Source organism: Silvanigrella aquatica, assembly GCF_001907975.1.
Lineage (GTDB): Bacteria > Bdellovibrionota_B > Oligoflexia > Silvanigrellales > Silvanigrellaceae > Silvanigrella > Silvanigrella aquatica.
Map to the genome: position 1 here is coordinate 794,316 of NZ_CP017834.1, position 20,162 is coordinate 814,477.

The 20,162-nt window shown below is 31.8% G+C and carries 14 protein-coding genes and 1 tRNA gene; 8 read left to right on the forward strand and 7 right to left on the reverse strand.

Translation table 11 applies throughout. The features are described from left to right. The first annotated feature begins 66 nt into the window (after nucleotides 1–66). From greB to AXG55_RS03440, 3 genes are all read left to right on the forward strand, one after another. The gene (gene greB, locus AXG55_RS03430) at nucleotides 67–582 is read left to right on the forward strand and encodes a transcription elongation factor GreB (RefSeq protein ID WP_148696736.1); all 516 of its coding nucleotides are present in this window, start codon (nucleotides 67–69) and stop codon (nucleotides 580–582) included. A 225-nt stretch (nucleotides 583–807) separates the two neighbouring features. Next, nucleotides 808–1,974, forward strand: coding sequence for an RNA-guided endonuclease InsQ/TnpB family protein (locus AXG55_RS03435; RefSeq protein ID WP_148696737.1), 1,167 nt, complete (start codon nucleotides 808–810; stop codon nucleotides 1,972–1,974). 46 nt (nucleotides 1,975–2,020) lie between these two features. After that, nucleotides 2,021–2,755, forward strand: coding sequence for a dienelactone hydrolase family protein (locus AXG55_RS03440; RefSeq protein ID WP_233231342.1), 735 nt, complete (start codon nucleotides 2,021–2,023; stop codon nucleotides 2,753–2,755). A 21-nt stretch (nucleotides 2,756–2,776) separates the two neighbouring features. On the opposite strand, the gene AXG55_RS03445 is transcribed toward AXG55_RS03440, so the two are convergent. The 4 genes from AXG55_RS03445 to AXG55_RS03460 all read right to left on the reverse strand — a co-directional run bounded on the left by AXG55_RS03445 (nucleotide 2,777) and on the right by AXG55_RS03460 (nucleotide 6,866). Then, nucleotides 2,777–4,675, reverse strand: coding sequence for a hypothetical protein (locus AXG55_RS03445; protein WP_148696739.1), 1,899 nt, complete (start codon nucleotides 4,673–4,675; stop codon nucleotides 2,777–2,779). Nucleotides 4,676–4,927: 252 nt separating this feature from the next. Next, nucleotides 4,928–5,002, reverse strand: a tRNA-Cys gene (locus tag AXG55_RS03450). A gap of 99 nt (nucleotides 5,003–5,101) precedes the next feature. Next, complete coding sequence (locus AXG55_RS03455; protein WP_148696740.1) at nucleotides 5,102–6,286, reverse strand: YfbR-like 5'-deoxynucleotidase; 1,185 nt, start codon at nucleotides 6,284–6,286, stop codon at nucleotides 5,102–5,104. Between the two features lie 19 nt (nucleotides 6,287–6,305). Continuing rightward, nucleotides 6,306–6,866 carry a gamma carbonic anhydrase family protein gene (locus AXG55_RS03460; protein ID WP_148696741.1) on the reverse strand — a complete coding sequence of 187 codons (561 nt, stop codon included), beginning with the start codon at nucleotides 6,864–6,866 and terminating at the stop codon, nucleotides 6,306–6,308. 127 nt (nucleotides 6,867–6,993) lie between these two features. Here AXG55_RS03460 and AXG55_RS03465 point away from each other — a divergent pair, with 127 nt between their 5' ends. The 3 genes from AXG55_RS03465 to AXG55_RS03475 all read left to right on the forward strand — a co-directional run bounded on the left by AXG55_RS03465 (nucleotide 6,994) and on the right by AXG55_RS03475 (nucleotide 11,190). Then, a complete protein-coding gene (locus AXG55_RS03465) occupies nucleotides 6,994–8,094 on the forward strand; it encodes a hypothetical protein (protein WP_148696742.1) in 1,101 nt (366 codons plus the stop codon). Further along, nucleotides 8,091–8,780 carry a hypothetical protein gene (locus AXG55_RS03470; protein WP_148696743.1) on the forward strand — a complete coding sequence of 230 codons (690 nt, stop codon included), beginning with the start codon at nucleotides 8,091–8,093 and terminating at the stop codon, nucleotides 8,778–8,780. Before AXG55_RS03465 ends, AXG55_RS03470 begins: the two co-directional genes overlap by 4 nt. Nucleotides 8,781–9,258: 478 nt before the next feature. Continuing rightward, nucleotides 9,259–11,190, forward strand: coding sequence for a hypothetical protein (locus tag AXG55_RS03475; protein WP_148696744.1), 1,932 nt, complete (start codon nucleotides 9,259–9,261; stop codon nucleotides 11,188–11,190). Nucleotides 11,191–11,551: 361 nt separating this feature from the next. Here AXG55_RS03475 and AXG55_RS03480 read toward each other — a convergent pair whose 3' ends face one another. After that, a complete protein-coding gene (locus tag AXG55_RS03480) occupies nucleotides 11,552–12,814 on the reverse strand; it encodes a leucine-rich repeat domain-containing protein (RefSeq protein WP_148696745.1) in 1,263 nt (420 codons plus the stop codon). Between the two features lie 808 nt (nucleotides 12,815–13,622). Here AXG55_RS03480 and AXG55_RS03485 point away from each other — a divergent pair. Further along, nucleotides 13,623–16,676, forward strand: a complete 3,054-nt coding sequence (locus AXG55_RS03485; protein WP_148696746.1) for a hypothetical protein — start codon at nucleotides 13,623–13,625, stop codon at nucleotides 16,674–16,676. Nucleotides 16,677–17,429: 753 nt separating this feature from the next. Beyond that, nucleotides 17,430–19,286, forward strand: coding sequence for a hypothetical protein (locus tag AXG55_RS03490; protein WP_148696747.1), 1,857 nt, complete (start codon nucleotides 17,430–17,432; stop codon nucleotides 19,284–19,286). A gap of 117 nt (nucleotides 19,287–19,403) precedes the next feature. On the opposite strand, the gene AXG55_RS03495 is transcribed toward AXG55_RS03490, so the two are convergent. Both AXG55_RS03495 and AXG55_RS14795 read right to left on the reverse strand, forming a co-directional pair. Next, nucleotides 19,404–19,889 (reverse strand): IS66 family transposase, encoded by a 486-nt coding sequence (locus AXG55_RS03495; protein WP_148696748.1) that lies wholly within the window; start codon nucleotides 19,887–19,889, stop codon nucleotides 19,404–19,406. A 59-nt stretch (nucleotides 19,890–19,948) separates the two neighbouring features. Continuing rightward, the coding region (locus tag AXG55_RS14795; protein ID WP_233231343.1) for a hypothetical protein at nucleotides 19,949–20,162 on the reverse strand (214 nt) is incomplete at its 5' end.

The following is a 20,162-nucleotide window of genomic DNA, read 5'->3' on the forward strand; positions in this document are numbered from 1 at the left end:
AGTTTCCGTAAGGAAACGCAGGCGAGAATTGAGATAAAATCTCAAAATAAGTAAAGTGTAAAATTTATGATCAGTCTTAAAAAAGTTGAAAACTCTGAAAATCAGCAGATAAAACAGACAAATTTAATAACCCCACAGGGCTATAAAATACTCGTCGACGAATTTCATGAGCTTTCTAAAAAAGAACGTCCGTTGGTTGTACAGGAAGTGTCGGCGGCGGCAAAGTTGGGTGATCGATCTGAAAATGCAGAATATCAATACGGCAAAAAGCGTTTACGAGAAATTGATAGAAGATTGCGATTTTTAGATAAGCGCATTTCCGCAGCGCGCATTATCAATCCAAAGGAACAACAAGGAAACAAAATTTTATTTGGTGCCACCGTTACTCTGGAAAATACAGATGGTAAAAAAGTGGTTTATCAAATTGTAGGAGAAGATGAGGCCAATTTAACATTAAAAAAAATAAGTTGGAAGTCGCCCTTGGGTCAGGAGTTGTTAAATAAACAAAAAGGAGAAATTGCAGTTGTTGAAGCGCCTGCTGGTATTCGTGAATACGAAATAATCGATTTCAAATTTGTTTGATATTTTCTGAATAAATATTTTTTTATCACACCGAGCGTAAGACCTCGTTCTTCAGAGCGAGGATATAAGCGAGCTGAAAAGACCGCAGCACCAAACGGTGCAAGGTTTAAGTGAAAGCCTGACGAGGCATGCAAAAAGACGATAGGAATTTTTGCTTGTCGAAAGTTGGCTTTACTTGTAACTTTTTTGTATACTTTTTTTTTAAGTTAAAGGGGTTTGCAAGATTTGATAACAACATATCACTACAGAATTAAAGATTCAGGTAAAGCGAATAGAGTGCTCTCTCAAATGTCTCGTTCTGTAAATATGGTATGGAATTTTTGCAAACAAACTCAACAGGAGGCTCTTAAAAATAAATCCGTTAAGTTAATAGATGATAAAAAATCGGGTGACAAAATTTCTATTCCTTACTTTTTAACAAAATTTGAAATGAATAATCTCGTGAGTGGAAGCTCAAAAGAATTGGAATTGCATTCACAAACCGTTCAATTTGTATCCGAAGAATACATCACACGTAGAAAACAATTTAAAACACTCTTGCGTTGGCGTGGTAAAAAATCACTCGGCTGGGTACCATTTAAATCATCTGCAATTAAAATAAATAATGGAAAAATATCCTATAATAAAAATGAATTTTCTTTTTGGAATTCAAGAGAGCTACCAGAAGATGCAAAAATAAAAACAGGCTCATTTTGCCAAGATAAAATTGGGCATTGGTATTTAAATGTTTCTTTTGAAAGTGAGCAAATAGGAATTAAGAGAGATGATGATAAAAAAATTGGTATCGATATTGGAATTAAAACCCTCGCTACTTGTTCTAATGGCGAAAAGATAGAAAGGCCAAATTTAAGAAAAAATGCTTTAGCAAAAATGCGGTATTTAAAAAGATGCCAAAAGTTTGCACAAAGAAAGCAATCTAAAAGTAAAAAATATCACTCTCTTCCAAAAGCAAAACAAGAAAGAAAACTACATGTAAAAGTTGCTAATATAAGGCAAGACTATTTGCATAAAGAATCTACAAAACTTGTTAAAAAATGTTCTCTTATTGTTGTAGGTGATGTTCCTTGTAAATTCATGAATCGTAATAAAAAGCTATCAGGAATATCACTCGATTCAGGAATAGGGATGTTTAAAAATATGTTGAAGTACAAAGCCGTTAGAGCTGCTTCAATATACAAAGAAATTTCAGAAAGAGATTCAACTCGGACGTGCTCAAAGTGTAGTGAAATACTACCACGGATCGGGCTTGGAGTAAGGACATGGACTTGTGAAAAGTGCAATACGATCCATGATCGTGATGTAAATGCGAGTATAAACATACTCAATGCATACAAGAACATGTTCCCTATCGGGCATGATAGGCCGACTCGTACGAAGAAAAATTCTAGCTAGTTTTTCTTTTGTATCTAAGGAATCCCCTTCATTCATGGAGGGGAGAATGTCAACACCCTCTTGGAGATTGCGTATGAAAACAATGGATATTGAATATCGCGTCGATGATACTTTATGTCGAGGCTATTTGGTGGAACCTAATGCCCAAGGTGCTAAGTTACCAGGAATTATTTTTTATACCGATTTTTGGGGAGTGACGGAAAGACAAAAAAAAACAGCTGAAAAATTAGCGAATATGGGAGCTGTTGTTTTAGTAGCGGACATGTATGGAAATCAACAATGTGGAAAAACTTTTGAGGATTCGGGCAGATTAATGAATTCAGTTATTAAGGATAATGCGGTATATAAAAATCGTATTGTGACTCCTTTTGAATTGCTTAAAAAAAATCTTCATGTGAATCAAAATAAATTATTTAGTATTGGATATTGTTTTGGTGGTGCATCTTCATTAATGCTTGCGCGCATTGGTGAAGGATTAACAGGCGCCATTTCATTGCATGGTTTATTGACAAGTCATATTCGTGTTTCTGCCAATAAAAAAATGCCAAAATTATTAGTTTTACATGGTGCACAAGATCCTTTGGTGTCAGATCAAGATATTAAATCATTTAACGAAGAGATGCAGGGATGTCATGCTGATTATACTTTTATATCTTTTGGAAATTGTAAACATGCTTTTAGCAATGCAGAAGCTGAAGAAAATAATATGACTTCTTACAGTTATTCTGCGGATAAGCGTTCCGATGTTTATATTCGTCAATTTTTAACAGAAAATTTTTGAATTATTTATTTGCTTAAGAAATTAAATAATATAGTTAATTTTATTATTTAATTTCTTAATATCTATTATATTGTATATTTTTTCGTCAATTAATATTTCAATTATTTTTAATTTCATTTGTTCAGAAAATCTATCATTTATTGTTTTATTGAGATAACCAATGTTGAAGTTTTTAATAAAAAATTCATCATTTTTAATAACAAGTGTAAATACATAGCCTAATTGAATGGGATTTTTTAGTTTTTTAGTTTTAAAATTTTCATATATTTCTTGAATGTTAAATACAACCATAAAATCATAAACATTTGGGCATATTTTATGAATAAAAATATACTTATTTTCTTTTAAATCAATAATAAAAGAGCCCATTTTATTGAATTCTAATTGAATATAATTTCCAAGGCTAAACACATTTTTATGATTACAAAAGCTTAAGCAAAATTTTCTAAAATTTGTATCAAAGCTATCAGTTGCTGATAAGAAGTGATTTTCTAGTTGATTTTTAGTTGGATTTTCAGGAACTAGGGGGGGGATTTGTGTTTTTCCTATGAAGCTTAAGCCGATAAGTGGAATGTATGTACCATTGAATCTTTTTGATATAAATCGTTCGTTGTATACAATATTTTGTGAATTCCATTCCACAATCGTGAGTATATCATCATGTTGAAAATTATTAAAAAATATTTTAACAATTTCATTTTGTTTCATATTTAATTGAAATGGATTTATTTCATTATAAAATGGAATTCTATATTTTGATGAAGCAATTTGTTTATAAACTTCTATAAGTATGAGGCAAATCGTATTTTTTGAAGGGATGCGTGGAGAATGAAACTTTTTATTGAAGTAGCTAATGACAAAATCAAAAATATGGTAGCGATTTAGGTTTTTATCCTGTTCTAAAAAGGAATTTAGTTCACTTAACTTTAATTGGGCTAAACTATCGTTATAAGTCAAATAGTGCATTAGGAAAAAAATCCAAAAACTTTTTTCTTCAAATACATCAGATGTTTTCCTCATTTTTTGGATAACTTTTGAAAAATTTGCGAAAAAACTATTAATAACAACTGTTTCAAATCGTGATTCAATTTTATCAACAATTTCTTTGCAAAATAAATATTCTTCTTTTATTATAATTGGTATTATTCTATATTTTTTATTCTGAATATATTCCATGTATTTTTTTGAAGAATTGTAAATTATGGCTAATAAATCTTCTTTTTCAATATTATTTTTGCTTTTATTTTTACCGTGCTCAAGTTTCGTGCGGTTAGTAAAAAATTTATCTTCGTAATCCTGAATGATAGTCTTAAAATCTTCTTTAAAGCGATCAATGTCATTTTCTTTAAATTCTTCAATTTTTGTGAGGGGATTATAAAATATTAATGATGTTTTACCAAAGCGTGAATAAATATAAATGCCATAAGTGTTTTTACTCTCTGAATTATCTTGAATAATATAAAAATAGCTAAAGCTTTTAAAAAGAGAAATTTTTTGAAAATCAATATCTAAGTCATTTAGAAAATCCATTTTTCCATTGTGCTTGCTATCAATTTCATAGCTTTTTTCTAATATTTCACGTTCTTCAATTTTTTCTCTATTTTTGAAAGAATGGTTTTCAACGCTATTCAAAATAAAATCTGATAGATTAATATGGGATGTGTCCAGTGGATTATTCGCAAGACTTTCCTGATATTTTACGGAACACTCTTCAAAGTAGCCTTTAAATATTTCTATATTTCCATAGGGAAAACAATTTTCTTTAATGAATTGATAAAACAATTTAACTAGGGATAAGGAAATGGGAATGCTCTGCTCCTGAGGCTCCTTTGGTTTGCCTTGGGTTGATCTCAGTTCGGCTGCTTGTGGATTTTTAAAATGCCTTTGCTTTATATTTGAAAGATTTTGAAAAAATACCATGATATCTATATAACCTCCATGTTATATATAAACTGCAATAATTCTTTGCAGTTTGCGTAATAATTCAAAACAAAAAAACAAATTTAATATTATATTATTTTTTAATAATTTACTTATAAAATATGTAAAAAGTTTTTATTTATATTTTTATAGATATTTTTGGCAATAAGTGACTTTGTTTCTAAAAACAAAATTGATTCTTATATTCACTGAAAAAAGGAATTTTAAAATAGAGTCGTAAGTTCTATAAATTGGAGGTGCCGATCGGATTTGAACCGATGTGAAAACGATTTGCAATCGTTTGCGTAGCCGCTCCGCCACAGCACCTCATGAGGAGGAGCAAGCTATAACGCTTCTAAAGAGTCTTGGCAAGGGGTTTACTCAAAAAATATGAGGTTATTATTGTGAAAAAAACAGGCATTTTCTCTAAAGGCTCGTGACGTATTCTAGCCAAATATCGTCAAGATATTGAAATATTTCAGGATAATCTTTCTGGTAAATGTCTCTGACAATCTCCATAGAGGAGTTGGGGACATTGAAATGACTATTGCCGCTGCGTTGTTCTCTATCAAAGTAAATTTGGCTAGAAAAGCGGTCACAAATATCAACAATAGCAAGGAGATGTTTGTCTGTAGGCCAAGAGAGCTGAAAACGACGACAAATGTCATCAATCACATCTTTTTCAATGCGCTGGTGCAGGGTTGAGATTTCTTTTTCTCTTATTTTAATAGGATAGACGACATCGCTTGCGTAAGCTTCGGCAAGGTCATGCAAGGCAGCTGCATTGTAAAGAGAGATACGGAATTTTTCGGGCAGATTGAGTTTGGTTGCTAAAAGGCGGCATAAAAAGACCACTTGAAAAGTGTGCTCGCCCACACTCTCTTGATAGTGATAATTCCATCCCTTGTAACGGTAGTGTTCCTTTAGTTTTTCAACCATTCCCAAAAAGGTGGAAGAATAACCTGCAATTCCATTTTCTACACGAGCTTTATTTGTCTCTTCAAATATTTCATCTAAGAGATCGATAGCCTGTTTCCAATTTATTTTAGTTTCATGCTCAAAAACAGGGGACTCTGAGTTTGTATTTAAGAGCATACAAGGGTGAGTTTTAGATAAATTGTCACCTGCTAAAGCTTGTTTTCTTTTTTTATCATAAAATGTTTTATAACGCTCACCAGCAAAAAATTGATTGCCAAGTAAACATTCTTTTTCAATAAATAGCATAGAAGCAAAAGAATCTATTAATTCATGTAAACCATATAAATCAGCTGATCGTGTTGTTTCTATACCAAAAGAAAGTTCTGTTTCTTTCCAAATTTTGCCTCTAATTTTATCGTACAATTCTTTTACTTCAGGATGTTTTTGTCTCAAATGATAACTGGGATCTCCTAATAAAGCTTTAGGTAATTCTGCAAATATGGCTAGTTCAATAAGTTCACACTTTTCTGAAGCGGATAAATTTAAATGCGAAGCTAAAATCATACTTAAAATAATTTGAGTATAACCATGTTCTGCGGCAGATTGTTTTTTTATGCAAATAGAATCTGAAAATAAAGGAAGGGAACAAATTATTTTTAATTTTCCTAATTTACTAGGAAGCAATTTATCCATATGTAAAATCCTTAAAAAATTATCCTACTGTAAAATCAAAGCCTTTAGCATATTCAAGGTAACGAAGTGTGGTGGCAAGAATACCTTCAACTTCTTTATCAGTCACCTGTCTAATGACTTTTGCTGGAGATCCAATAACTAAACTACGTGGCGGTATTTTTACTCCTTGGGTTACGATACTTCCAGCGCCTACTATCGAATCCTCACCAATCACGGCATCATCCATAATAATAGCTCCCATGCCAATAAGACATCCATTTTCTATGGTGCAGCCATGCACAATCGCCAAATGACCAATGCTTACATTTTTACCAATTTTTGTAGGAAATTTTTTAAACGTGCAGTGAATCAAAGCATTATCCTGAATATTTGTATTTTCTCCAATATAAATACTATGAACATCACCACGCACCACAGCATTAAACCAAACACTTCCGTTTTTTTCCATCACGACATCACCCACAACTCGCGCGCCATCAGCTAAAAAAACTGAATTGTCTAATTTTGGAGAAATTTCCTTGTAAGGAACAATGGTGGCATGCGGACTTCTATTTTTGAATTGTTGTTTCTTTTTTGTCATTTTTATTTCCCTTTTCTCACTTTGTTTCGTTAACGTCCGATGTTTCAATTGGACAATCATGTCATAAATGCAAATAGGAAAAATTTCTCAAATTATGAATGTCTCTTTTTTTAAACGGAAGAATAATTTGTTTCTATTGCATGACATCATTTGTGCTTTAGCTACTTTATTTGTTTCCTTAACTGGATTTGCAGATGATACATCAAGTTTAAAAAAATCAGCACCAATTTATCAAAACCCTTTTGATCTTGCTAGCGGAGGAGCTACGCTCACACGTGCTACACAAGAAGGTGTGATGTTTTCAAATCCCAGTTTGCCCGCTTTTGGTGACGGAGTTTTTCGATCGATTTTTTATGTCAATAAGGTCAGTGTTGGCGAAGGTGCTCTTGCTGCCGGACAAGATGTCATTCAAGCGGCAAGCAATCCTTCTTCTAATTCGGTTCTTAAAACTCTTTTAGAAGATACATTTAAAAAACCAATATATGGGCAATTAGATACTGTTGTTGGTGCTCTTACCTCTCACTTTGGAGTTGCTGGTTTCGCGACAAATAAGCTGGATTTAAATGGACAAGAGTTTGGTACCATGGGTCTTCCTGTTTTAGAGGTAAAAAATAACGGGGTCGCGGGAGTGGCAAGCACATTTAGCACATCATTGGGTGATTATTTAGCCGTGGGTGTTGGTCCTAAATATGTTTACAATACCGAAGTAAATACAAATTTATCGGTAAGTGACGTAACAGATCCCACTCAGGCGACTCAAAAAATAACAAATGCTTTAAAAAAAGGAAGTGGCGTTTCAACAAATGTAGGTGTTACTTTGCAAAATCGTACAAAATATTTCGACATGAGAGTCGCTGGTGTTGTCGAAGATTTAGGTAACACGGCATTTACGGGAGGTGTTCCACCTTGGCTGCAAACATACAATGCGGGTGTAGGATTTGCTTTGCATGATATGACAAATGCCTTGCATTGTGCTTTGGATTACCGCGATATTACCGATGTTTATGGGGAAGATTTACCTAAAAAAATATATATGGGTTGTAAATTATTATTGACGCGTTACGTAGGGTTTTCTGCTGGTTATTTACAGGGATGGCCCTCTTACGGAATGGTATTAAACTTATACATTTTTCGTATTGAGGCGGGAAGCTATACCAAAGATGGTGCCAACCAATCGGGATTGGCTGCACGAAAAATATATTTTGCATCGCTGGGATTTGAAATATGAAGAAAAAGCAAAATTCATTTACGATAGTTGTTATCATCTTTAGTTTTATAAATGTCTCATGCAGTGGTAATATTCTCTCTTCACTTTCCACACAGCAAAGTACCCAAGAACAAGCGCAAGTTGATATGCAAAATGGCAATTATGCCGACGCGCAATCAAAGCTTCAATCTATCATCAGTTCGAATTCTACAAATTATACCGCTGTTTCTTTACTTGCGGCGTGTTATGCTGCGGAAGGTGGCGTTATTTTATTAAATATTTTGTTGAATGCTTCGACAAGTTCTTCCTTGTCTACAGCCAGTTCAAACCCGATTTCTTTTTCTGCTTCCTTGTTGCCATCTCCTACAGCTACAGTTTTAGCGCAAATGGTTCTTGCGACAAATACAATGGCAACAATTCCTGCTGCCAGTATGACCAGCGATATGCAATTGCAACAGCAACTTTTATTAAGCATTTATTTGTTTTTACAAATGCAAAGTTCTTTAGCAATATTACAAGCAGGTGGTACCATTTCTGCCGCACAAGCAACACAAATTTTTTCTACAATTACTAATGTGAATTCCTTAACAGGAGTGAATAGCAGTGTTTTGAATCAGGCTATTTCTTCTTTAACAAGTGGCGTTTCGGGATCCGCAGGTGGGACGCAAGCGCAGCAAATTACAAATTATTTAACGCCTTATATTTAAAAAATTTTAATCACAAATTTTTTAGATAATTTTTTTATGATAACAATTTTTAGTATTGAATAAAATTGAATTTTATTTATTATTTTACACGTCATTCGACAACTGTAAAATTTTTTCTGGATAACTTTTTTGAAATGTATATGAACTATAATATATTAAAATAATTATTCAATTTTATATTTATAAATTTTATTTTACATTATAAAAATAATTGCGAAGTTACATTTTATGACTAAAAAATCATACTTATTTTAATTAGTTATAAAGATAACCAAAAAATATTTTAATACATTTACTATTATTGCTATTAATTTAATTTAGTAAAATAATTTTTTTTAAATATTATTATTAAAAAATTTTGACAAATTGTTTTTATGCGATCTACAGTAGCAAAGTTGCACGGGAGTGATTTTGGGAGGCAAAGTAACTTTAGTGCGATTTTAAATTTCTATTTCCATTAATCATTAGGGGATTATATATGACAATTAAAAAATCGTTGAAACTGACTATGCTTGGTGCAAGCCTTATTGCTGTTGCTATTACAGGTTGTAAAGACAATTCTAATGATGGCACTACTCCAAAAAGTACCGATGTAGAAACGCAGTTGGCTTTTAAAGCAAATGATCTTCCCCTCAATTCATGTACTTCCTATTCTATAGATCTTAAAGGGGAAGATGGTAATGCCGTTCCACAATCCGATATTTCTGTTTCCTTAGTGGGCACTTCCAACAACAAATTTAAAGTTTCCAATGGAGAAATTTGTGCTTTAACAGATGCTGAAGCTAAAGCGGCTAACATCAATAATTTCGCAGTAGCAACTAAGGATGATAAAGTAAAAGTTGAGCTGAAGTATAAAGGGCAATCGGTTACTAAAGAAGTTAACGTAACAGATGCAACATTAAAGTCAGTGGCGCTTACAAAAGCTGATGGCACGCAATACACTTCCATTGACATTCCCGCTGGTGCTTCTACTCCTAAAGATTTAGCATTCACAGTCAAAGCAACAAATTCAGCTAAAAAAGATTTTGCAATAGTTTCAAAAAATACAGAGTTTAAGCTTTTAGACAATAATAATAAAGAAATAGCTAATGCTCTTGTTTATGATGCTCAAAATAATGTTCTTAAATTAACAGCTGTTGAGGCTCTTTCTAAAGTTGCTGAAGTAGCAGAATATACAGTTCAAATGACGGCAAAAGATAATGCAGGTCTTAATCCCACTACTGTATTCGCAAAATTAAAAATTAAGGTTACTGAAAAAGTTGTTGTAGGTTATACTCATAATATTAAGCACCATATCGCACCAAATGCAGAGCAGGCACTTGAACTGAATGCTATTTATTCCGATGGCTCTAAAGCTCCTTTTGTTAAAGAAAATATTGAAAAAGTTGAAGTAACAAAACTAGGTAAGACAGAAGCTATTGAAGGTATTGTTAAAACAGCAGAAGGCGATGCAAAGAAATTTGTCGTTGTTGGTCAAAATACTGCGAAATTTACAGCAGCAGCTGATTTACTCACATTAAAAATTACTTTGAATGCGAAGAATTCTTCACCTTTCTATCCTAAATTACAAAATGCGGCCGTAGTAGGCGAGAAAACTGTTATTTCTCATGACCTTATTGTTTCTGAAGCGCTTCCTGAACTAACTGTGGCTCTTAAATCTTTTGATAGCGCGGCAAAAACTTATACTGCTGACGTGCCAGCAACTCTAGCAAAAGGCGGTGTTCCCTTTGCTACAGGCAAAACATCTTCTGATGATATGAAATTAGCAGGAGCATGCGTTAAAATGGTTTCTACTCTAAAAGTAGGAAATGTTGTTGTTGATGCTGCTAATCTCTCTTTTGATTATTCAGGTGAAACAAGTCATTTTGCAATTGACACAGTAAACAAGATCGTTTGTGCTAAAAAAGATGCAACTGTTGGTAAAGAATTGAGCATCACTTCTTCATTCCAAGGTTTATTAAATTCAGCAGCTGTTAAAGTCACTGTTGCCGCTCCTATTACTTTAAGTAAGTTTACACTTAGAAATAGCAATGGTGGTAAAGAGTTTTTACTCAATGCTGAAAATAAATTTAAACAAGAAATTCATGGCTTTTATATGATGAGCGATGATACTGTAAGTAACACTAAAGTAGCTACAGAAACTCTTGCCGTTCTTGATATAGAACCAACAGAAAAAAATAAAATTAAATTGGAACAAACAATGAAAGACGCTAAGAAAGATAAAACCACTTTACCTTTCTTCAACGTAGCTGATGCTGATCAAAATGATCTTGCGAGCCAAGAACAATATTTTAATGTTAGACCAGGAACTGTTGATGTAAAACTTGAAGGAGAAGAGTCTGCTCGTAAGTTAACAGAAAATGATTTTATTTATAATAAATCAATTTATGCTCTTGTTGCAAAGAAATAATTTGAATTTTATAGGTCGTTAAAATACCAGGTGCTGTAAAAAAATGACCTGGTTTTTAACTTTTAACAAATTCTATGAAGTTAGAAAAATCTCTATTATCTGAATTGGTTTTATTGTTGATGGTGCAGGCGATACTGCTTACGTGCCAAAATCACCTTTTGAAGTTAATGCTTATTGTGCGAAATAATATTCTCATTTTAAAAAATTATTAAGCAGCATTTTTTTCGTTTTATTTGGAATAAAAATTTCATTTGTCACTTCAACCTTGCACCGTTTGATGCTGCGGCTTTTTCAGATCAATGATATCCCCCGCCTTTAGAAGTCGGGGGATTAAGTTCGTTTGTGATAAAAAAATTCCCCCTTAAAACCAAATAGTTATAGGGTTTCCTGTCAGATCAATTTCTTCCGTATTTGTAATGGGGTCAAATATCCCTAGGGGCAAATGGGTTATTTGATTATGAGCAAGTTTTAAATAAACAAGTTTTGAATTTTCCTTAAATAAATTTTCGGGCAAAGTTGTTAAATTATTTCGACTAAGCGATAAGTTCACAAGTTTTTTCGCGTTGACAAATGCATTCATAGGAATTTCACTTATAATATTATTGTGTATCTCTAAACTTATTAATTTATTTAATTCTAAAATATCTTCCGGAAATTTCTTAAGTAAATTAAATGACAATTCCATGCCTTCTAAATTTTTTAGTTTACTTAATAAACCTTTTGGAATGTATTCTAATTTATTTTGATATAAACTTAACCAATCCAGATTTTCAAGCTTATCAAACACGCCTCGAGGCAAATGTGTAATTTCATTTTCCATTAACCAAAGCCAGCTTAATTTTGTTAATTTATCGAAGGTGCCGGGTTGAATTGTGAAAATACTATTTTTTCTTAATATCAATTTTTTGAGCTCACTGAAATTATCTAGAATTCCTATTGGCAAAGAGGAAATTCTATTATTCTCTAAAGAGAGTTCTACTAAATTATGAAAACCTGTTAGCGGGCTTAAATCGCTTATGTCTCTGCCATTTAAACTGATGTACTTTGTATTGGCATGATGAAGAGCACAATTATTGTCAATGTGCCGCGCTGTTTTATAGGCCGTAGAATTTTCATCTTTCAAATGACACCAATAATTATAAGTATGATTCAATAATAAATGAAACGACGCCAATTGCTGTTTCTTTTTATTAAAAACACCAAACTCACATTGTGTGGCCGTTTTTAAATGAACACGGGAAGGTAATATTTCTACTTTATATTTTGTTACTTTAAATGGAATGGATTGACACACCTCAAAGCCACGAGAAAGTGATTTTATATAATATTGTTCCCTCTCTTTTAATTCCGTCTCATTTTCACGTGTTTGCGGAGTAAATGTAATAGAAAACGAGCTTAACTCTTTAGGACTGCCTGTAACGCCTCCTAAGGTCGCATTTCCTTCCTGCGATTGCGCCACTTTTGCTTGGATAATGCCTCTCTCGTCTGGTATAAAATAGACAATTCGTTCATAGGAATTTAAGGAAATAGGATTTTTATTCATAGTGTTTGCATATAAATTGCTATTAAATAATGCAAATGCTGAAAAAAGTACAGTTTTTTTCACGAAAGTACAAAGTGCCATATACACTCTCCCCTTAAAAAATATTTTCTTAAGCACGACAAAGAACTGTTTGACGAATGAAATAAATATTATGAAATTGTTTCAATTTTAGTGAACAAATGCACAGCAAATGACATAGGTTCTATTTGATTTGCGATTGATTTATATTTCACTGAATTGCGAAGTTAAATCGTTGAAATGTGAAATAGCATATAAACTTATTTTTATCAATACGTAATATCCAAAAATCTAAAAAATTTTAAGTAGTTGCTTACCAGAATAAAAAATAAAGGTTCAATATTATAATATTTTTATATTGATAAAGAGGAGAAATCATTTTATTTTATTTCATAATAGAAAACAGTATTATAAAATTTTATAAATATGACTCTGAAATATCAAATTTTATAAAAATAATTGTTTTATAATAGAGCAGAATAAAAATTTTTATTATAAAACCTCCAATATTATTGAATTAAGTATTTTTTTTTAATTTCAAATGAATTATATAATATAATTTAAAACTAATTAAAAATAAAAATTATTTTATATACCAATTTATGTGAATAAAAAAATTATAAAGATTACCAAAAATTATTTTTCTGTCTGGTCAATTTATTAAATAAACATTTTTTAGATATTGTAGTTATTAATGTTTATAAAATATGTAATGAGATTTGTTAAAATTTTAAAAATATTTTGACAATATAGTTTTAAATAAGATATGTTTCCAAAATTGCAAACAAACAGCGTTGTTACTTTGCAATTCCAAATATTTATTTGGGCTTTGTTCTGAGTAGTTTGTTGTTTTATAGTGTAGGAGAAATTTATGATAATGAAGAGATCGCTAAAACTTACAGCAATTAGCGCAGGTATTGCCGCAATTGCTTTAACGGGTTGTTCCAAAGATGGTAAAGATGGTAATAATGGAAGTAATGGCAACGAAGGCAAAGCTGGCACTACCGAAACAGCGCCAACTCCTGTTCTTGATAAAAAAGGAGAGCCTGTAAAAGACGTTAACGGTAATATTGTTACAGCTCCAAAAGTGGGTGAACCTAATACAATATCTGAAATAGTTACAGATGCTGACGGAAAGACATCTGTTAGTGCTAAAAGAATAGTTGACTTATTAGATGGCAAAGTTGAAATTAAAGTTGGCGGCTTAATTCCTTCAAATCATTGTATTCCATTTCACGTAACATTTACGGGAGCAGATGGTGTCGAGCGCCTTACAGATATTACTGCTTTATATGATCAAAATCACCATCATCATAATAGCGATGCTCAAGTTGTTTTATCTTCAGCTTCTCAAGCAAAGTTCAAACTAGAAAATGGTCATATCTGTGTTAAAACTCAAGATGAAGAACTAAAAAATCATGATACTGGTGTTAGCACTCCATTCTCTCCAGCAATAGCATGGGTTGATGAAGCTACGCTTATGGTAAGATACAAAGGTAAAGAATTTGCCCAAAAAACAGTTGGTGTAAGTGATGCTAAAATTTCATCTCTAGAATTAAGCAAAAAAAGATTTCTCATTCCTGAAGGTAAAATTGCCACAGGAATTAAAATTTATGGAGTTTTTGAAAGTAGAAATGATTCGGTTCAGGATACAAGAAAAGTACACAATGCTAATAACAATACCGTAGAATTAACTAAAATTAATACTTCAAAAATAGAGCTTGTCAGAGATGGGAAAGTATATGATGTTCTCTCATTTGACCCAGTGACACAATCTTGGAATTTATCCTCAAAAGGGATTGAGAAGAGTTTAGATTATAAAGCATATGCATTGAAAGTAACTCCAAATGAGAGTCACCTCTTATCATTGACTCATGAATTACATATAAGAGTCGCTCCCGCTGTTGCTACAGCTTTTGAAGTAAGAAATATTCATACAAACGTCCATGGTATTCAAGAGTTTAATGTTTTTGCAAAATACACAGATGGAACTGAAAAATCGATTTTAGATTTAAAAGAAAATGAAACATCACATTTTAATGTAAGTTTTTCTGTTATTAATAAAGTTAATAACACTCCAGTGAGTTCTATTAAAGTATATGATAGACTTGAAACAAATGGAATTCCAAATAGACCATTGATGCAAAATTATTCACCTATGGCTAATAGTGCAAAATCTTTTTATCTTGACGTAATTAACACTCCAGAATTTAATACTTCAAATAATAATTTTTATGAATTAAAAGTAGATATTAAATATAAACCAGAATTTGCACCATCTGCTGCAGATATTGCAGCAATGACAAATCCTCAGCAAGCTATTAAAACATTAGTTGCAGATGAAGAAGCTAATGACGTCTTATTAGCTCTTAAAAAGCCGGTTTCTCTCAAACGTTACTTTATTGTTTCTGATAAAACTCCAGAATTACGCTTAGCATATAAATATTTTGAAGAAAGTACTTCTAAGTATACTAAGTCATTATTAAATAATTCGATAACAAAAGCAACTCTTCCTCAGGGCGGAGATCCATTAGATGTTGAATCAATGTCTAAAAAAGCTAAGTTTTGTGTAAAAGCTGTATCAGAATTATGGTTCCCAGTGCAAGTTGGTAAAGTAAGTGATGGAGATTTCAGGGTTAAAGGATATGAAAATATTGCAAGCATTTTAGACTTTTCTACTAAGCAGCCATTATTTTTAGATTCTAACTATTCTATGAGTCGTTCTAAAGAAATTTTAGGGAATAATGCTCAATCAGTATTTGATAATAAAAATATCATATGTGCTTCAAATGATGCGGATGTCACTAAAGATGTTAAAATTCGTTCACAATTCCAAAATTTAATTTCCAGTAACGAATTGGAACTTGATTTAGTAGATGCTGTTTATATTCCAAAAGTTTCTTTTGCTTACGCAGATAGAACATTATCTAAAGAATTCAGGTTAGATAATAATAATTTATCGCAACATACTGAAAAAATTGTTCCATATTTGATGAAGAGTAACGATACCCTTGGTGATGCTTTAAGTTATACTGATATTCAAAATCTAGCTTTTGAAACTTCAAAATCAACCAAGTCACCATTTACAATTACAACTCAAACAGATGGAACTATTGTTCTATCACTTCCAAATGCTGTAATTTACTCAGGTGGCAATATAAATGAGTATATTAAGTTTAGCAGTTCATTAAATAGTGTTAATGCCTCAGCTACATTATTAGAAAAATTCAATAAAGAATATTATCCATCCCTTACAAGTTTTGATTTAGATAAGAGAAAAACGATATTAGCTAAAATTCTTGTTAATGGAAGTAAAGATGGTCATTATCACGGAAATGAAAATTATGATGAACAGCATAATAACGGTGTAGTAACTGCGGTTGAGGAAACTGAATCAGCTCCATCAGCTCCATCAGCTTCAGCAGATCCATCAGCTTCAGCAGATCCATCAGCTTCAGCAGATCCATCAGCTTCAGCAGATCCATCAGCTTCAGCAGATCCATCAGCTTCAGCAGATCCAGCAGCTTCAGCAGATCCAGCAGATCCAGCAGATCCAGCAGCTTCAGCAGCTTCAGCAGCTTCAGCAGCTTCAGCAGATCCAGCAGCTTCAGCAGCTTCAGCATATCCAGCAGATCCAGCAGCTTCAGCAGATCCAGCAGCTTCAGCATATCCAGCAGCTTCAGCATATCCAGCAGCTTCAGCAGCTTCAGCAGATCCAGCATATCCAGCATATCCAGCAGCTTCAGCAGATCCAGCATATCCAGCATATCCAGCAGCTTCAGCAGATCCAGCAGCTTCAGCAGATCCAGCAGCTTCAGCAGATCCAGCAGCTTCAGCAGATCCAGCAGCTTCAGCAGATCCAGCAGCTTCAGCAGATCCAGCAGCTTCAGCAGATCCAGCAGCTTCAGCAGGAGGCCTAATCTAACAACGCCTATGCTTTCGATTTGCTAGCCCTCCCCGAGCAACTTAAATGAATCAAAGTTTAAGTTGCTTCAAATCAATTCAAATGTATAAAAAATTCAAATATTTAAAGATGAAATAAAATATAAAAATTGTTTAATAATATTAGCGGTATAGTTTGTTGTGATTTTTTCTTAAAATTTACTTCCATTTTTACTTCCTTTTCAACCGTCTAAAATTTTTATAAATTATTAGCTTTACTATATTTGAGATAATTTATTTAAAATTAATAATTTTATTTTATACTAAGTATTATATGTTATACAGATTTGAAAAAAATTAAATAGAAAAATATTAAAAAAATATATTTAATTAATTTATAAATATTCTATGTTTTAATTGGATAAAAATAATTATATGCGGATTAACTACTTATTTAATTTAAGTCTAAATTGATGAGTATTTAAAAGATAAATTATGAAATAAATAAAAAAATAAAAATTTTATAAATTATTTTTAAATAAAAGCTTAATCTATAGAAAAATTAATATATTATATAAATATTAAAAAATTATATAATTAAATATATTAATTGTATTAAATAATTTTTAAAGTAAAAATTAATTTTATTATAATGAGTTTTTATATATTTTGACAAATAATTTTTTTTAGATCTATAGTTACTCAATTGCAAATAAAAAATATTAATTATTTTGCAATATCAAATATTTATGTTTGAGTGGTTACATTTGTTTTGTTATTTTTAGGAGAAAATACAATGAAACTTCATAATTCTTTAAAGCTTACCGCAATGGGTGTTGGTCTTGCGAGCATCGCTATCACGGGTTGTAAAAAAACTTCTGATGATAATAAAACGGCTTCTACAGACATCGTAAAATCAGAAACAATTCCACAACCAATTAAAAATCTTATGGTTAAATTTGATGGTGATATCCCATTAGGGGGTTGTGCAAAGTATACTGTAACCATGACAGATCGTAATGGGAATCAACAAGATGTGACTCCGCATTTGAATTTAAATGGTAATCTTTCTGTTGCATTAGCAAAAGACTCACAAGAAAAATTTACTCTAAATCATAATACCGCCGAAGTTTGTGCCCATGATTTGAATAATAAAGCGAATGCGGCATTAGCTGCTCAAATTGGCGATAAAGCGACTTTGACAGTCGCAAGTGCAGACTACTTTCAAAAAGCAGAAGCTAAAGTAATTGAAAGAGCGAATGTTGAATCTATTTCAACTATAGCAAATTTGAAGTTAAAGGTTGCTTTAGGTGCTGAAGCAGAGCCATTTCAAATTTTTGTGAAAAACTCAGGTGAATTAAATTCTAAAGCGCTTACTTCAAAAGAGGGCGTTAAATTATTTAATGAAAAGGGACAAGAAATTGCTCTCGAAGTTGTTACTAAATATGATGATACAGATGAATTAAAAGAAAAATTAAAATCATATTTTACATTTAAAGTTCCAAAAGATTCCGTCGTAGGTAACAAGCTTAGCTACTATGTAACTTATGAAGGAAAACGTGCTTTTATTGAAGTAGATGTTGACGTAGCAGCTATTAAAAAATTAAAATTACTTTCTGCCGCTTCATTTAATCCAAATTTACTGGATAAACAAACAGCTCATTCATTTGATGTTATTGCAGATTATACAGATGGTACAGAAGTAAATTTAACTAAAAAGTCTGATTTAGTAGGCGATTTTTTGAGTACAAGATTACTTAATAACACTTCCAATTATGCGACTATCTCTGGTTCTAAAAGCGAATTCGGTTTGATTGATAACAGAGTGCTCATTTCTGTGAATAATCTTAATACTGAATTTTTACCAGTTGTTGCGGAAATTGAACATGGTGGCATTGAGTCTCAATATCCATTCTATATTGGCTCTGTTCCTTCTATGAAATCTGTGGCTTTTGAGAAAACTGTAGTGGATGCTCAAGGCACTCCTAACTTAGTTGCTGCAACAGAAATACCTGTGGGCGGTATGTTTGATAGTGCAAAAAATTGTGCCGAATTAACTTCCTTTAAATATACGCTAGGAACTCAAGATACTAAAGTTTCAACTAAAGAAGAAATTGAAAAATTAGTAAAAATTGAAGTTCCTATGAATTCCAACTTTTTCTTAACTCAAGACAATAAAGTTTGTGCTCTCGCTTCTGCAAAAGCAAATGACGAAGTTGAAGTCAAAGTTGTTTCTCTATTTGATGATGCTGTTTTCAAAACCTTTAAAATTAAAGCATCAAAACCTGTTAAAATAAATAAATTTGTTTTAAGCGCAGATGCTAAGACCTTCCGTTCCGATGTTGTGCTTTCAGCTAACAAAAAATCTGAAACATTAAGCGCATACTATTTGCTATCTGATAATAGCATTAGTAATGAAAAAGTAGATTTTGAGAAAATCAATTTTGAATTTATCCAAAATCATGCTGCTCTAAAAATTGAAGAAGATAAAATAAAGAAAGAATGGAAAGTTGAAATTAAGGGAACTGATGATGAAATAAAAAATGCTTTAAATATTTCCGGAACAATTAAGGCAACAAATAGAAGCTCTTCTGCTGCATTTGCAGTGAATGATAATTTCAGTTCACAAATTGCAGTTATTTATAAAAAATAATTTTAATTTAGAATATATTTGAAAAAAAAGAATCAATTCTATCTATGTATTGGTTCTTTTTTTTATTTGAAATTTTTTAAAATATCTTGAGTTTCCGACAAGTTAGTTTGAAGAAGTTCAATTCAACAATGTAGAATCCATATTGCTGGATAACATTCGCTCGCTCAGGTTGTTTTCAAGTGGCGCATTTTTTATTTCACAGAATGCACACAGTTTTTTGAAATGTCGAATAATATATTTATAAGCTTTAGCCAATACTGAATTTGGCTCGACAAATTTTTCTGTGAGTTCAGACTGGCAAATATGGAGTATTTTTTCCATTAATGGCAAGGAATATTTTTTATGAAAAAGTAATCTTTCTGTAGGATTATGTTTTTTATTCAGAAAAATATCTCTATATAGGAGAAGAATTTTATCAATTTTTTCAGTATAATATTCTTTTAAGTCATAGAAATTTCTTCTGGCATGAACATTGCACAAAGAAAAATCGGCTTTATTTTCGTCGACATTTTTAGTGCTAGCAGATAAAGCATCAGTCATAATAACAATTTTTCCTTCAGGAAATAAAGCTGTAATATTTTTTGTTCTTGTAGCTGTCGACATACCATTTGTTTTTTGAGAATTTAAAATAGCGATTTCTTTTTGTTTCTTTAAATCTTTTTTTAATAACGAAATGAAGCTAATGTGGCAACAGCAGAATGGTGATATCTTCCAATTTTATTTTGCTGATTTAATTCTTCAGGTAATGCCGCTTTTTCTACATGCTGACAACAGGAGCAACGCAAAGAGGGCATATGAAAAACCTTAACTTTTAATATTGGCATAGCTAATACAAGATTTTGTTTTTCTGTATATCCCTGATTTAAAGTTTCTTTG